Genomic DNA, 14,727 nt, shown 5'->3' with positions numbered 1-14,727 from the left:
ATCAGTCGATCGAGGTGGTGCGCCGCCGGATCGACAGCCTGGGCACGCGCGAACCTTCGATCACCCGCCAGGGCGCCGACCGCATCGTGGTCCAGGCGCCGGGCGAGAGCGACCCGGCCCAACTGGAGCGGGTCATCGGTCAGACGGCGCAACTGACCTTCCAGATGGTCGATGTCGAGAACACCCAGAACTGGATGCAGACCGGCCTGGTTCCGCCGGACGCCGAGGTGTTGCAAGGCGAGGACGGCACGCCCTATCTGATCAAGAAACGCATCCTGGTCTCGGGCGAGAACCTGACCCGCGCCAGCGTCGACGCCGACCAGTCGGGCCGCCCGGCCATCGGTTTCCGCTTTGACGGTCAGGGCGCGCGCCGCTTCGCCGAGGCGACCGCCGCCAACATCGGCAAACCCTTCGCCATCATCCTGGACGGCAAGGTCATCTCGGCGCCGAACATCAAGAGCGCCATCACCGGCGGTTCCGGCATCATCGAGGGCAATTACACCATCGCCGAGGCTTCGGAGATGGTGAACCTGCTGAACGGCGGCGCTCTGCCGGCCCCGTTGAAGGTCGAGGAACGTCGAACCGTCTCGGCCGAACTGGGCGCCGACGCGGTGAAGGCGGGCGGCCTGTCGACGGCCATCGGCTTCGTCATCATCGTCATCTTCATGCTGTTGTCGTACGGGCTGCTGTTCGGCGGCATCTCGGTGATCGGCCTGATCCTGAACGGCATCCTGATCGTGGCGGCCATGTCGCTGACCCAGGCGACCCTGACGCTGCCGGGCATCGCCGGTCTGATCCTGACCTTCGCCGTGGCCGTGGACGCCAACGTGCTGATCTATGAGCGGATGCGCGACGAGGCCCGCTCGGGCCGCAGCGTCATCGCCAGCATGGACGCCGGGTTCAGCAAGGCCTGGGGCACCATTCTGGACGCCAACGTCACCACCCTGGTGGCGGCCGCGATCATGTTCGTCTTCGGCGCCGGGCCGGTGCGCGGCTTCGCCTGGACCCTGTCGATCGGCGTCTTCACCTCGGTGTTTTCGGCGGTTCTGGTGGCCCAGGTGCTGCTGGCCTACTGGCTGAAGATCGCCAAACCCAAGACCCTGCCGATCGCGGATGAACCCGCCCCGGCGGCCGGCAAGACCGCCAAGGCGGCGGCGGAGTGACGACGATGCGTGGATGGCCTCTCATCAAACTGCTGCCGCAGAAGACGAATTTCCGCTTCGTCCGCTATGCCAAGATCGCCGGCGTCTTGTCGGTGATCCTGTGCGTCGCCTCTATCGTTGGCTGTTTCTATCCCGGCCTGAACATGGGCATCGACTTCCGCGGCGGCGCGTCGCTGGAGGTCGCCAAGCCCGCGGGGCAGGTGATCGAACTGGACGCCGTGCGCGGCGCGGTGAACCAGTTGGGCCTGGGCGACGTGCAGGTGCAGGGCATCGCCCGGCGCGACAACAATATCGATGACGGCTCCACCGCCATCGTTCGCTTCCAGGTCCCCGAGGGCCAGGACCAGACCCAGGTCGTCCAGCAGGTTGAAGGCGCGATTTCAAAAGCCGCCGGCGACGTGACCTATTCCGGCGTCAGCGTGGTCGGCTCCAAGGTCTCGGGCGAGCTGTTCACCTCGGGCCTGTTGGCCCTGGGCGCCGCCATCGTGCTGATGTTCGCCTACATCTGGTTCCGGTTCGAGCCGCAGTTCGGCTTCGGCGCCGTGGCGGGGCTGCTGCACGATGTGATCCTGGTGTTCGGCCTGATCGTGGTGATGAAGCTGGAGTTCAGCCTGAACATGGTGGCCGCCATCCTGACGGTCATCGGCTATTCGATGAACGACACGGTCGTGGTGTTCGACCGCCTTCGTGAGAACCTGCGCAAATACAAGACCATGCCTCTGCGTGAGGTGATCGACCTGTCGATCAACGAAACGCTGAGCCGCACCATCATCACCGGCCTGACGGCGGTCATGGTGCTGGCGGCCCTGGCCTTCTACGGCGGCGAGGCCCTGTTCGGCTTCTCGATCGCCCTGATGTTCGGCATCGTGATCGGCACCTATTCGTCGATCTATGTCGGCGCGCCGATCATCCTGCTGTGGGGCGTCAAGCGCGGCGAGATCACCGAGGAAGCCAAACCGATCAAGCTGGGCATGGCCAGCCGGCCCTGATCACTCGGGCGCTAAGGTGAAGCCTTCCGGCGCGCGCGTTTCGACGTGCCCCGGATGGTACATATCGATGTATATACGCGCCGAGGCCGGGGTCGAGTTCACGCAGCTCGCCTCGTAGATGTCCAGGATCATGCCGTAGGGTCCTGGGCCGCTGCTACCCTTCCGTTCGAACTGAGGCGCATGGCCGTCGGCGCAGCGCAGCCGAGCCATGTAGGTGCGTTCGCCCGGCGGCATATGCGCGCGAACCGGGTTTTCGGCCGAGCCGAACGGGAGGTCCGTGATACGGGCGGCCACCGCTTCGGCCCTGGCTGGGCTGACGCCGCTGAACATTTCCGAGAGGGGGTCGTCCCCCTGGTCAGGCGCACCGGCACAGGCGGTGAGGAGAAGCGTGAAGGTCAGGGCGACGGGTCGTTTCATTTAGGCGGTCTCCTTGGCCTGCGGATGGAGAACTCGTGGCAAACGATTTTGATGCAGGGCAGACAACGTTAAAGTCCCGTTTCGACTCAATCGCCAGGGGAGGGCGACCGATGGCCAAACTGCTTTCGAATTTCCGCAACACCTTCGTGCTCAGCCTGATCCTGGCGGGCGTGATGATCTACGCCTTCGGCCGCATCGCGCCGGGCGGTTTCGACAACGGCTTCTGGCAGGCGGTCTTCCGCTGGGTCCACGTCGTGGCGGGCATCCTGTGGATCGGCCTGCTGTATTATTTCAACTTCGTCCAGATCCGGGTGATGCCGAACATCCCGGCCGAGCTGAAACCGGCGGTCGGCAAGCATATCGCGCCCGAGGCCCTGTTCTGGTTCCGCTGGTCGGCGCTGGTGACGGTGTTGGCCGGGCTGACCGTCGCCTTCCTGCGCGGCCATGTCTATCTGCATGAGGTGCTGAGCTTCGGCCTGGCCGGGGGCATGGTCGAAGGTGACCAGCAGTACACCCTGATGGGCATCGGGATCTGGCTGGCGATCATCATGTTCCTGAACGTCTGGGGCATCATCTGGCCGAACCAGAAACGCGCCCTGGGCATCGTGCCCGCCGATGACGAGACCAAGGCCAAGGCGGCCCGGATCGCCATGCTGGCCAGCCGCACCAACATGCTGCTCAGCCTGCCGATGCTGACGGCCATGGCCATGTATCAGACGCTGTTCAACTGACGACGGCGACGCCGTGATTTCGGGGCCGGGGAGGGCGACCTCTCCGGCCCTTCGCTTTATGGAAACCGCATGACCGATCTGGACGCGCAGGTCCGCGCCGCCGACATCGACCGCTGGCTGGCCAGCCGCTTCGTCGCCGACGAGGCGGCGCGCGCCGATCTGATCGCGCTGTATGCGTTCGAGGCGGAGCTGACGGCCATACCGACGCGCGTGACCCAGCCGATGCTGGCCGAGATGCGCTATCGCTGGTGGGCCGATCAGATGGACGGGGTGTTCGCGGGGGAGCCGAGGAAGGGTCATCCGGTGCTGGAGGCCTTGGCGGGCGTGGTGCAACGACGTGGGCTGGAGCGCGCGCCGCTGGACGCCCTGATCGAGGCCCATGTCGGCCGCGTGCACGGCGAGCCGCACGATCTGGACGCCTTCTATGTCGGGTCGATGCGGCAGGCGGTGCGCGTGCTGGCGGGACCGGGGCATGAGGCGGCGGTCGAGGCGGCGGCGCGGGTGCGCGGCCTGTCGCAGACCGGGCGGATCGACGAGGCGCGCGCCCTGAGGGCCGAGGCGAACCGCGCCCTGAGAGGGCTTCCAGCGGCGGCCTTTCCGGCCGCGGCGCCCGCCGCCCTGATCCGCACGGACGCGCCCGAGCCGGTCAAGCGGCTGAGACTGGTCTGGGCGACGGCGACCGGGCGTATCTGATCAGCGCGGCGCGCCGTCGGGCCATTGCGCCACATCGTCCGACCAGACCTTGCGGTTGGGCGAGCCGGCATAGACCCAGTCCATCAGCCGCTGGGTCGTGCGGACGGCGGCGCGGGTCGGGGCGGACGCGGCGGGCAGGCCGTGCATCTGGCGCGCCCAGTCGGGCAACAGGTCGGCGCCCGCCGCCATGATCAGGCCGCCGACGAAATTCTCGGCCGCGCCGCCGATCCTCTGACGCAGAACCAGGGCGGCGACCTCACGCGTGCGGGTGTCGGCCTTCAGCGCCGGGCGCATCGCCTGGATCAGGGCCTCGGCCCCGGCGCAGTCGGTCGGTACGGGATCGGCGCCCAGCGCCCGGCCGATGCGGGCCATTTCGGCGATGTAGGCGTCCTGATCCGCCGACGACATCGACGGCTCGGCGTAGCGAATCCAGGCGTTCAGGAAGCTGAGGGTCTCGGTCACATGCACCCAGGCCAGCAAGGTCGGGTCGCTGACGCGGTAGGGCGTTCCGTCGGGCAGGGCGCCGCCCAGCTTGTCATGAATGGACCGCACGCGGTCGATGGCGGCCTGACCCCGCGCGGCGTGGTCATAGGTGGTCACGGCGATGAATTTGGCCGTGCGGCGCAGGCGGCCGTGCATGTCGGCGCGGAAGTCGGAGTGATCCCAGACGCCTGCCAGCACCGCTGGGTGCAGCATCTGCAACAACAGGCCCGACACCCCGCCGATCATCATGGTGACGATGTCGCCGTTGACGCGCCAGGCGACCGACGTGGTCGGAAACAGGGCGTCGGCGCGACGCAGGGCGGGACGCTCGCCACGCTCATAGTCGTTGAACAACTGGTTGATGCGGGCGCGGATCAGGCGTTTCAACGGAAGCGGATGCATGGTGGAGCTATCGCGGCCGAAACACGCCCTTGATGCAGTCGGCGTTACGAACCGCGATCTGGACGTGGGTCTTGGTCATGATTCCGGCGTTGGGATAGGCGGGACTTCCCTCCAGGAATACGCCCTTCACCGTATCGATGGGCGGCACGCGGGTTTGTTTTCGAGCCTCATGAAGGAAGTTGATCACGGCGCAGTCCAGGTGGCGTTTCAACAAGTCGGCGCCTCCGGCGTTGACCGGCATCTCCTTGCCAGCAAGCTGCACGATATCGCGGAGGCCGTCATAGGCTTGGCGCGCCTGATTCACACCGGCCGCCGTGCTCAGATCCAGGCAAAGGCCGAGGTCGATGACCGCGCCGACGACGGCGGGCGTGTCTCCGGTCCTTTCGCGCGCGAATTTCTCTTCGACGAACGACAAGGCGCGTTCGGGATCGCTGAGCCAGAAGTAGACGCCGGAACCGAGCCAGTCGTAATCATTCTGGCTGGCTTGGAATGCGGCCCCCGAGATCAGGCCGACGGCCACCTCTTCACGGCAGCCGTGAAAACCCAGCACAAAACTCGATGAGAGTCTGTGCAAGGCGATCGAGCCTTATTTGTAAGGGTCGGCTATCGCGCCGGTTCTGGTGTGCGTTCCCAGTTTGACCAGGGCGGCCTTGGCCGCATCTTTGCTGGTGGTGCTTTGCCTGACGAAGGTCGCCAAGGCGCCCTTTGAGGATTTGGCCAACTCGGCTTGGGTCTTGGCGTTGGTCAACGGAGGCTCCTAGCTTGTGAAAAGGATAGGGGCTTCTGGAAGAAGGGCAAGTCCCGCACGCCCTGTCCCACGGCCTGCATCGCCGCTGGCCCTTCCAACGCCGACGTGTGACGTGGGCCAAGCCGAGCGTTGAGACACGCCGAGACGCGAAAGTCCAAGCCGTCGCGGCCGAAGACCGTGGCCGCATCGCCGTGCGGGACAAGCTCGGCGCGGGACTGAACAGAAACAGGCCTATCAAAGATCAAGCCTGGGAGCTTTTCAGATCAAAGCTCTACATCCGGCCCCTCGTTATGCAGGCCGCGCGCATAACGAGGAGTAGAGTGATGTTGAAACGCAGTTGGCTGGCCGGGGTCGCGGTCGCGACGATGGCGGGCGCCGGCGCCGCCCAGGCCCAGACGGCGGCCCCAAGCCCGGACGACGCCTATGAACTGGGCGAACTGACGGTCACCGCGCGCAACCGCCAGGGCGAGATGGTCGGGGGCGAAACGATCCTGAGCGAGGATTTGCGCCGATTCGACCGGGTCAGCGTCGATCAGGCCCTGGATCTGGTGGCGGGCGCCGCCAGCGGGGCGACGGGCGGGTCGCGCAATGAGCGGCTGGTGTTCATTCGCGGGTTCGACCGGTTCCAGACCACCCTGTCGATCGACGGCATCCGCGTCTTCCTGCCGGCCGACAACCGGATCGACTTCGCCCGTTTCCTGACGGCGGACCTGTCGCAGGTTCAGGTGTCCAAGGGCTATGTCTCGGTGCTGGACGGTCCCGGCGGCATGGGCGGGGCGATCAATCTGGTGACGCGGCGTCCGACCGCGCCGTTCGAGGGCGAACTGCGCGCCGGTGTCGGCTTCGACTCTGACCTGGGCGCTGAAAGCCGCAGCCTGTCCGGGCGACTGGGCGGGACCAGCGACCGCTTCTACGCCCAGATCAGCGGCGCCTGGAACGATCGCGACCACTGGTCCCTGCCGGGCGACTTCAAACCGACGGCGCTGGAGGACGGAGGCGAGCGGGACCGGACGGCGACCGAGGATTGGCGCTTCAATGTGAAGGCCGGCTTCACCCCGAACGCCGATGACGAATACTCCCTGACCTATACCCGTCAGGAAGGCTCCAAGAACGCGCCGACCCATGTCGGCGACGTGGCCAACAGGCGCTACTGGAGCTGGCCCTATTGGAACCTGGACAGCCTGGCGTTTCTGTCGCGCACCGGCCTGGGTCAGGACGCCTGGCTGAAGACGCGGCTGTATCGCAACACCTTCGACAACGCCCTGTTCGCCTATGACGACGCCAGCCAGACCAGCCAGACGCAAAGACGCGCCTTCCGCTCCTATTACGAAGACGAGGCCGTGGGCGGGAACCTGGAGCTGGGCCTGCGCGCGACGGCTGACGACACGCTGCGCGCAGCCGCGTTCTGGAGACGCGACGAGCACGTCGAATGGCAACAGTCCTTCGCCCCCGCGCCCTTCACCGAACCGGCGCAGGTCACCGCAGAGAACACCTATTCCCTGGCCGTGGAGAACACCCACGCCTTTGGTCAGAACCTGGATCTGATCGTCGGGGTCTCGGTCGACTGGCGCGACCTGAAACGGGCGGAAGACTTCAACGACGGCCGCTTCGTCCATCATCCGCTGACCGACGACAGCGCCGTCAACTATCAGGGGATGCTGGTCTATCGCCCGAACACCATGACCGAGGTCTATGCCAGCGTTTCGTCGCGCGCGCGCTTTCCGACCCTGTTTGAACGGTTCAGCTCGCGCTTCGGCACGGCCATTCCCAATCCCGGCGTCAGCGCCGAACGCGCCGTCAACTATGAGATCGGCGGGCGGTTCGCGCCGCGTGTCGATCTGACGCTGGAGGGGGCGGTCTTCTACAGCGACCTGGACGACGCCCTGATCCAGATTCCCGTCAACCTGGGAGCGCCGTTCGGCGTGGTCAACCAGACGCGCAACGCCGGTTCGGGCCGTTACTACGGGCTGGAGGCCACGGGCCGGATGCAACTGACGCCCGAGGTGGAGTTGGGCGGGAACTACACCTGGCTGAAACGCACCATCGACAACCCGTCCGATCCGACCTTCCGCACGACGGACACGCCGGAGCACAAGCTGTTCGCATGGCTGGACTGGCGGGTGAACGACCGCGTCACCCTGACGCCCAGTCTGGAGGCCTGGTCGGGGCGCTGGACCTACGCCGTCGTCGCGCCCCAGGGCTATTATGAGACGGACGACACGGTGCTGGCCCATATGTCGGCCCAGGTCGTCGTGACGCCGCGTGTCGATCTGATCGTCGGCGCGCGCAACCTGTTCGACGAACTCTATGTCGTCACCGACGGCTTCCCGGAGGCGGGGCGCAGCTTCCGCGCCGATCTGAGGGTGAGGTTCTGATCATGGGCGGGGACCTGGACGGCCTGTTGACCCTGACCCGCAACGGCGGCGCGCGCGTCAGCCTGGAGCGTGCCGCCCTGATCGAGGCGGTGATCGCGCTGGGTTCGATCAGTGCGGCCGCCCGGCGGCTGGGTCTCAGCTATCGGACGGCCTGGGACGCCATCCAGGCGATGAACAACCTGTTCGACAGGCCCCTGATCATCGCCGCGCCGGGCGGCAAGGCCGGTGGAGCGGCGCAGGTCACGGCCGAGGGCCGCGCCGCCGCCCTGGCCTTCCGACGGGTCCAGACCGAGCTGGAGGCCGCCTTCGCCAAATTGGACGCAACCCTCGCCGGCGATCCCGCCCGCGATCTGTTTTGGAGCCTTGGAATGAAAACCAGCGCACGCAACGCCCTTAGGGGCCGCATCGCCGCCGTGACCCCCGGCGCGGTGAACACCGAGGTCGCCCTGGCCCTGGGCGAGGGCGTCGAGATCGTCGCCATACTGACAAGCGCCAGCGTCGAGACCCTGGGGCTGGAGGTGGGTGGTCCCGCCATCGCCCTGATCCAGTCCAGCGACGTCATCCTGGCCGTCGCCGCCGACCTGCGGACCTCGGCCCGCAATCAGATCCAGGGCGTGGTCGCCGACCGACAGGACGGCGCGGTCAACAGCGAGATCGCCGTCGACATCGGCGGGGGCAAGACGCTGATCGCCACCATCACCCTGGAGAGCGCGCGCACGCTGGCGCTCGAACCCGGCGGGCCGGTCACCGTGCTGGTCAAGGCGCCGCACGTCATCCTGGCCGTCGAATAGACCCCCCATCAACGAGGTTTTCCCCATGCGTTCACGCACCCCCATGGCCGCCGCCATCCTGATGGCGACGATCACCGCCTGTTCGCCCCAGGCGGGCGACGCCGCCCGTTCCGATGCGACGGCGGCCCCCGCCGCGAAGACGGCGTCGGTGACGCGCAACACCGTTCAGACCCTGACCCTGATCGGCGCCGACGGCGCCCGGGTCGTGCTGGACCGTGCGGCCGTAGCGGCCCTGCCGCGCGAAAAGGTCAGCTTCAGCCGTCATGAGGACACCAGCGTGTTCGAGGGACCCTTGCTGCTGGACGTGCTGAAACGTGCGGGCGTGCCGGCCAGCCCTTTGCGCAAGGATCAGCAGGCCACCGCCCTGCTGGTGACGGCGGCCGACGGCTATCAGGTGGTCCTGGGCCTGGGGGAGACCGATCCGGCGACCCGCGCCGATCGGATCATCGTGGCCGACACGGACGACGGCGCGCCCCTGTCGGCCGAGGACGGGCCGTTCATGATCGTGGCTGAGGGCGACGCCCGCGCGGCCCGTTCGCCGCGCATGGTCGTGTCGATCCAGGTCATGCCTCTGGGCCGGTGATCGCGCCGACGACGGCGGGGCGGGGGAGGTTCGCCGCCCTCGCTTCCTCTAGGCCGGGTCCCGATAAGTGTCGGAGATTCTCTCCGTTTCCTCGGCGAATGCCGGGGGCTAGATGGAAAGTCTCCGTCGCTCGCCGACAATAGACACAGGCCCTGACCCCTGAGACTGAGTCTGGGTCTGGACCCCGGCATTCGCCGGGGAGGCGGTGGGGGAAGACCCGCGGACACCCAGGGTGAGTTCAGCCTTCCTCTAGGACGCGTCGCGCCAGGTTTTCAGGGCCTCCAGCGCGCGCACGCTCATCAACCGCTTCTTGGCCCGGCCGCGTTCCTTGGGGGGGATGCGCTTGCCGTCGGCGTCGACGCGCGGCGCCTCCAGCGGCGGCAGCAGGCCGTAGTTGATGTTCATCGGCTGGAATTTGGAGCCTTCCAGATGGCCGCCGGTGATGTGTTCGACCAGGGCGCCGATGGCGGTTTCAGGCGGCGGCGGCGACAGATCGCGTCCCAGCGCCTGGGCGGCGGCCAGGCGGCCGGTCAGCAGGCCCATGGCGGCGCTTTCGACATAGCCTTCCACCCCCGTCACCTGACCGGCGAAACGAAGACGCGGCATGGCCTTCAGGCGCAGTTGCCGGTCCAGCAGCCTGGGGCTGTTCAGGAAGGTGTTGCGGTGTAGGCCGCCCAGGCGCGCGAACTGGGCCTCGTGCAGGCCGGGGATCATGCGAAAGACGTCGGTCTGAGCGCCGTGCTTCAGCTTGGTCTGGAAGCCGACCATGTTGAACAGCGTTCCCAAGGCGTTGTCCTGGCGCAGTTGCACGATGGCCCACGGCTTGACCGTCGGATCGCGCGGATTGGTCAGGCCGACGGGTTTCATCGGGCCGTGGCGCAGCGTCTCGCGGCCGCGTTCGGCCATCACCTCGATGGGCAGGCAGCCGTCGAAATAGGGGACGTTCTCCCAGTCCTTGAACTCGGCCTTGGGGCCGTCCAGCAGGGCGTCGATGAAGGCCTCGTACTGGGCCTTGTCCATCGGGCAGTTGACATAGGCCGCCGCATCGCCTCCCGGGCCTTCCTTGTCATAGCGCGACTGACGCCAGGCGATGTCGAAGTCGATGCTGTCGGCGTGAACGATGGGGGCGATGGCGTCGAAGAAGCTGAGGCTCTCCTCGCCCGTGGTCTTCAATATGGCGTCGGCCAGGGCGGGCGAGGTCAGGGGACCGGTGGCGACGATGACGTTGGACCAGTCCTGGGGCGGCAGTCCGGCGATCTCCTCGCGCACCACGGTGACCAGCGGATGGGCCTGAAGCCGGGCGGTCACGGCCTGGGAAAAGCCTTCGCGATCGACGGCCAGGGCGCCGCCGGCGGGCACCTGATGGGCGTCGCCGCAGGCCATGATGATCGAATCCAGCGCCCGCATCTCGGCGTGCAACAGGCCGACGGCGTTGTATTCCCAGTCGTCCGAGCGGAACGAGTTGGAGCAGACCAGCTCGGCCAGGCCGTCGGTGTGGTGGGCGTCGGTCTTCACGCCGGGGACGCCGCGCATTTCATGCAGGATGACCGGCACGCCGGCCGAGGCGATCTGCCAGGCGGCCTCGGAACCGGCCAGGCCGCCGCCGATCACGTGTACAGGAGAGGGGGAAGGGGAGGTCGTCATCGCGGCTTTCTAGACACGCCGGACGGCTTCGTCAGCAATCGTCTGGCGATGACGGCCCGCCGCGGGCTATGGTGCGGTTCGTAAGGCAAGGGGGCTTGCCTTGGTGCAGTGGGGGGTTGGCATGGCCAGGCGTGGATTTTCGATAGGCGAGGCGCTGGGGGACGGGTTCCGCCTGGCGGGACGGAGACCGCTGTCGGTGTTCGCATGGGGGCTGCTTATGCTGATCCCCGCCTTGATTCCCCTGCTGATCGTGGGACCGGCCTTGATGGACCTGCCCTGGGCCGAACTGGCGGCCGACAGCGGGCCGTCCGACAGCGCGGCCTTCAACGACTATATCGTCCGCAGCAATGTGGCGAGCCTGCTCAGCAACGCCCTGCAACTGCTGGTCGGGGGCATGCTCGGCGCGGCCGTCTATCGGCTGGTGCTGGACCCGGCGCGTGGACGGGGACGTCCGTTCGGCCTGGGTCTGGGAATGGACGAATTGCGGGTCGTGGTCGGCTATATCGCCCTGTTCGTGGGCGTCATGGTCGTCATGGCCGCCTTGATCCTGATCGCGGTCGGCGTGGGACTGGCCTTCTGGCCGATGCTTTCCGAGGCGGGCCGGGTCTGGGCCGTGTTCGCCCTGATCTTCGTCAGCCTGATCGCCCTGCTGGTCGTCTATGCCCGCGTCTGCCTGATCCCGCCCGCCTTCGTCGCGATGGGGGATTTCGAATTCGGCGCCGGCTGGCGGCTGGGAGCCGGGCAGACGGGACGGCTGATCCTGATGACCCTGGTGATCTGGCTGCTGTCGATCGTGATCGCCTTGATGGCCTACGCCGTCCTGGCCGCTGTCGGATTCGGCCTGTGGACAGCCTTGGGCCTCGGCGCGGCCTTGCCGCAAAGCCCGGCCGAAATGATCGACTTTGTGTCGTCGAACCCGCGCCTGGCGTGGCTGGGCGTGCTGATCCTGCCGTTGAGTTGGGTGTACGGCCTGTTGGGCGTCGTCAGCATGGCGCCCTACGCCTCGGCCGTGCGCCAGTTGACGCCGTCCGCTGAAATCCCTGAGCCGGCCGCGTCGGCCACGAACGAACTGTGAGGAGGAACTGATGAGCTTTTCCGCGAGCGACGCGGCATTCGAGGGCTTCCGCATGACGCGGCGCAGCCCGATGACCGTCTTGTGGTGGGCGCTGGCCTATATCGTCTTCTTCGCGGGGATCCTGGCCCTGGCGAGCGGGCCGATCATCCATATGGTCAGCGAGATGGAGCGCCTGGAGGGGCTGAGCGATCCGCAGTTCAGTGATTTCAGTTCGCTGGGCCAGACCTATTTCAGCCTCTTCTCCTGGGTCATGCCGCTGAGCTTGGTGTTCGGCGCGGTGATCAACGCGGCCGTCGCCCGCGCCGTGTTGCGCCCGGCGCAATCGGCGTTCGGCTATATGCGGCTGGGCATGGACGAGGTGCGGGTTTTGGTCGTCACCTTGGTGCTGGCCATCGCCTTCGGCGTCGTCATGGCTCTGGGCGGGACCGTGCTGGGCTTCGCCGCCGGTTTCGCCAACGCCAGCGGAACCTCAGGCCTGTGGCTGGCCGTGATCCTCGGCGGCATCGCCCTGGTCGCCCTGACCATCTGGCTGATGGTTCGCTTCAGCCTGGCCGTGCCGATCGTGGTGGCCGAGCGGCGCTTCGCCTTCCTGGACTCCTTCGCCCTGACGAAAGGCCGGTTCTGGTCGATTCTGGGCATGGCCGTCCTGGCGGCGGTGATGAGCCTGCTGGTCGGCCTGTTGGGCGGCATCATCGCCCAGGCCGTCACCCTGATGACGGGCGGTCTGGACGTGCTGTCCGGCATGGAGGAGGCGCGGCTGGATGAAATCGTGCGCGCGGCCTGGCCAGCGCTGTTGGGCTGGGGCGTGATCAACGCCCTGATCTCGGCCCTGCAATTGGCGGTGGTCTATGCGCCCTTCTCGGCCGCCTACCGCGCGCTGACCGGCAAGGCGGAAGAGACGGCCTGACCGATCCGGTCAGGCGCGCGTCTTCGCCGCCTTCAGATTCGTTCCGGGTGACCATGGGCCGGTTCTGGACCCTTCTGGGCCTGGCCACCGCCTACGCCTTGGTGGTCGGGACCGTGTATGCGCCGTTCGCGACGGCCTATCGCGACATCAAGGGTGGCGCGTCCGAGGAGCCGAAGCGGCGAGCGGGGCGGGGCTTCGAACCCCGCCCTTGATCCGCCACGAACCTATTCTCGCTTCATGTGCATCCATTTTTCGCTGTCGCGGCCTCATGTTTTTACGGGCGCCTGCCCGTAGATATTGAACAGTGAGGGGGCCACGTGGCCGGTATTGAACTTTACGCCCAGCGCAAGCTGAAGCATCGGCGGACCTGGACGATCGCGGCGGTCGTGCTGAGCCTGGTTTTCATGATCGGCGGCGAGATAGGCGCCTATCTTCCGGCTGTCGCCGCCGGTTTCGTTACGCCCGGCGGCGGGGCGGACGGCTGGCCGCAACTAACCTATAAACTGGGCGCGAGCTTCGGTCTTTGCTCGATTCTGGTCCTGCTCTGGGCCTGGCTGTTCGAGCGGCGCGGCCCAGCGACGCTGGGCCTGAATGCGAAGGGGCCGCTGCGGTTCGTGCGCGGCTATCTGATCGGCTTGGCCTTTCTTGCGACTGTGGTCGGCGTGATCTCGACCGCGGGAGGCTATGTGGTCGAAGGCGCCGGGGTGTTCGGCTCGACCGCTGTCGGTCCGGCCTTGCTGCCCATCGGCGCGCTGATGCTGGGCTTCATCATCCAGGGATCGTCGGAAGAGCTGTTGTTCCGGGGTTGGCTGATGCAACTGATCGCCTCTCGCCACGGGATCTGGATCGCCGTGGCGGCCAACTCAGCCCTGTTCGCCCTGGCCCATGCGGGAAACATCGAGCCGTCTAACGAACTGTATGTCGGCCTGGCCAACATCGTCCTGTTCGGCCTGTTCACCAGCCTGTACGCCGTGCGCGAGGGGTCGCTGTGGGGCGTGTGCGGATGGCATGCGGCCTGGAACTGGCTGCTGGGGCTGGGTTTCGGCCTTGAAGTGTCGGGGCAGGTGATCTCGAGCACCCCGCTGGTCACGGATCTGATCAGCGCCCCGGGGGCGGCCTGGTGGCTGACTGGCGGAGCGTTCGGCCCGGAAGCCAGCATCGTCACCACGGCGGTGCTGTTGACCGGCACGATCGTGCTGATCTTGCGCGGTCGCACACGGGACCACGGCGTGGAAGCGGCTTCGGCCGCGGCCTGAACCCCGTCAGGCCCGCTTTTTCAGCGCCTTGACCCGCTCTTTGCGGCGGGTCTCATGGCGATCCAGCATTTCCTTGAGGTAACGGCCGGTCCAGCTTCGCGGATCGGCCGCGACCTGTTCGGGCGTGCCCTTGGCCACGATCTCGCCGCCGCCGTCGCCGCCTTCAGGGCCGAAGTCCAGCAGCCAGTCGGCCACCTTGATGACGTCGAGATTGTGCTCGATCACGACGATCGTATTCCCGTTTTCAACCAGTTCCTGAAGAACCTCCAAGAGCTTCCTGGTGTCCTCGAAATGCAGGCCGGTGGTCGGCTCGTCCAGGATGTACAGGGTCTTGCCCGTGGCCCGTTTCGACAGCTCCTTCGACAGCTTCACCCGCTGGGCCTCGCCGCCCGACAGCGTCGTGGCCGGCTGGCCCACCTTGACGTAGCCCAGACCCACCCGCTCCAGCGTCAGCATCTTGTCGCGGATCG

15 protein-coding genes and 1 pseudogene are annotated in these 14,727 nt (G+C 67.0%); 10 read left to right on the top strand and 6 right to left on the bottom strand.

The features are described from left to right. On the top strand, positions 1–1,163 hold a 1,163-nt coding region (secD, locus tag V7D63_RS11720; RefSeq protein WP_333592461.1), incomplete at its 5' end, for a protein translocase subunit SecD. A 5-nt stretch (positions 1,164–1,168) separates the two neighbouring features. Further along, positions 1,169–2,152, top strand: a complete 984-nt coding sequence (gene secF / locus V7D63_RS11715; protein WP_333592460.1) for a protein translocase subunit SecF — start codon at positions 1,169–1,171, stop codon at positions 2,150–2,152. Here secF and V7D63_RS11710 read toward each other — a convergent pair whose 3' ends face one another. Further along, the gene (locus V7D63_RS11710; RefSeq protein ID WP_333592459.1) at positions 2,153–2,569 is read right to left on the bottom strand and encodes a hypothetical protein; all 417 of its coding nucleotides are present in this window, start codon (positions 2,567–2,569) and stop codon (positions 2,153–2,155) included. It lies immediately after the preceding gene. A 110-nt stretch (positions 2,570–2,679) separates the two neighbouring features. Between V7D63_RS11710 and V7D63_RS11705 the strand changes: the two genes are divergently transcribed. Then, positions 2,680–3,300, top strand: a complete 621-nt coding sequence (locus V7D63_RS11705; protein ID WP_333592458.1) for a hypothetical protein — start codon at positions 2,680–2,682, stop codon at positions 3,298–3,300. Positions 3,301–3,369: 69 nt separating this feature from the next. Further along, complete coding sequence (locus V7D63_RS11700; protein WP_333592457.1) at positions 3,370–3,993, top strand: squalene/phytoene synthase family protein; 624 nt, start codon at positions 3,370–3,372, stop codon at positions 3,991–3,993. On the opposite strand, the gene V7D63_RS11695 is transcribed toward V7D63_RS11700, so the two are convergent. The 3 genes from V7D63_RS11695 to V7D63_RS11685 all read right to left on the bottom strand — a co-directional run bounded on the left by V7D63_RS11695 (position 3,994) and on the right by V7D63_RS11685 (position 5,626). Beyond that, a complete protein-coding gene (locus tag V7D63_RS11695) occupies positions 3,994–4,878 on the bottom strand; it encodes an oxygenase MpaB family protein (protein ID WP_333592456.1) in 885 nt (294 codons plus the stop codon). It abuts the gene before it with no gap. Between the two features lie 7 nt (positions 4,879–4,885). Next, positions 4,886–5,398 (bottom strand): hypothetical protein, encoded by a 513-nt coding sequence (locus V7D63_RS11690; RefSeq protein WP_333592455.1) that lies wholly within the window; start codon positions 5,396–5,398, stop codon positions 4,886–4,888. Positions 5,399–5,464: 66 nt separating this feature from the next. Further along, complete coding sequence (locus V7D63_RS11685) at positions 5,465–5,626, bottom strand: hypothetical protein (protein WP_333592454.1); 162 nt, start codon at positions 5,624–5,626, stop codon at positions 5,465–5,467. 323 nt (positions 5,627–5,949) lie between these two features. Here V7D63_RS11685 and V7D63_RS11680 point away from each other — a divergent pair, with 323 nt between their 5' ends. Genes V7D63_RS11680 through V7D63_RS11670 form a run of 3 tightly spaced genes read left to right on the top strand, consistent with a single transcriptional unit; the run spans position 5,950 to position 9,375 of the window. Continuing rightward, positions 5,950–8,001 carry a TonB-dependent receptor plug domain-containing protein gene (locus tag V7D63_RS11680; RefSeq protein WP_333592453.1) on the top strand — a complete coding sequence of 684 codons (2,052 nt, stop codon included), beginning with the start codon at positions 5,950–5,952 and terminating at the stop codon, positions 7,999–8,001. A 2-nt stretch (positions 8,002–8,003) separates the two neighbouring features. Continuing rightward, the gene (locus V7D63_RS11675; protein WP_333592452.1) at positions 8,004–8,792 is read left to right on the top strand and encodes a TOBE domain-containing protein; all 789 of its coding nucleotides are present in this window, start codon (positions 8,004–8,006) and stop codon (positions 8,790–8,792) included. A 25-nt stretch (positions 8,793–8,817) separates the two neighbouring features. Then, the gene (locus V7D63_RS11670; RefSeq protein ID WP_333592451.1) at positions 8,818–9,375 is read left to right on the top strand and encodes a molybdopterin-binding oxidoreductase; all 558 of its coding nucleotides are present in this window, start codon (positions 8,818–8,820) and stop codon (positions 9,373–9,375) included. A gap of 249 nt (positions 9,376–9,624) precedes the next feature. Here the strand turns inward: V7D63_RS11670 and trmFO are convergent, their stop codons facing one another. Next, positions 9,625–11,019 (bottom strand): methylenetetrahydrofolate--tRNA-(uracil(54)-C(5))-methyltransferase (FADH(2)-oxidizing) TrmFO, encoded by a 1,395-nt coding sequence (gene trmFO, locus V7D63_RS11665; protein ID WP_333592450.1) that lies wholly within the window; start codon positions 11,017–11,019, stop codon positions 9,625–9,627. Positions 11,020–11,236: 217 nt separating this feature from the next. Here trmFO and V7D63_RS11660 point away from each other — a divergent pair, with 217 nt between their 5' ends. The 3 genes from V7D63_RS11660 (at position 11,237) to V7D63_RS11650 (ending at position 14,257) form a co-directional block, all read left to right on the top strand. Next, on the top strand, positions 11,237–12,094 hold the full coding sequence (locus V7D63_RS11660; RefSeq protein WP_333592449.1) for a hypothetical protein: 858 nt from the start codon (positions 11,237–11,239) through the stop codon (positions 12,092–12,094). Positions 12,095–12,104: 10 nt separating this feature from the next. Then, positions 12,105–13,001 carry a hypothetical protein gene (locus tag V7D63_RS11655; RefSeq protein ID WP_333592448.1) on the top strand — a complete coding sequence of 299 codons (897 nt, stop codon included), beginning with the start codon at positions 12,105–12,107 and terminating at the stop codon, positions 12,999–13,001. Positions 13,002–13,318: 317 nt separating this feature from the next. Then, positions 13,319–14,257, top strand: a complete 939-nt coding sequence (locus V7D63_RS11650) for a CPBP family intramembrane glutamic endopeptidase (RefSeq protein WP_333592447.1) — start codon at positions 13,319–13,321, stop codon at positions 14,255–14,257. 6 nt (positions 14,258–14,263) lie between these two features. Here the strand turns inward: V7D63_RS11650 and V7D63_RS11645 are convergent. Continuing rightward, a pseudogene (locus V7D63_RS11645) lies at positions 14,264–14,727 on the bottom strand (excinuclease ABC subunit UvrA); the annotation flags it as partial.

Source organism: Brevundimonas sp. (assembly GCF_036732845.1).
Lineage (GTDB): Bacteria > Pseudomonadota > Alphaproteobacteria > Caulobacterales > Caulobacteraceae > Brevundimonas.
This window is presented reverse-complemented; position numbering and strand designations above follow the sequence as displayed.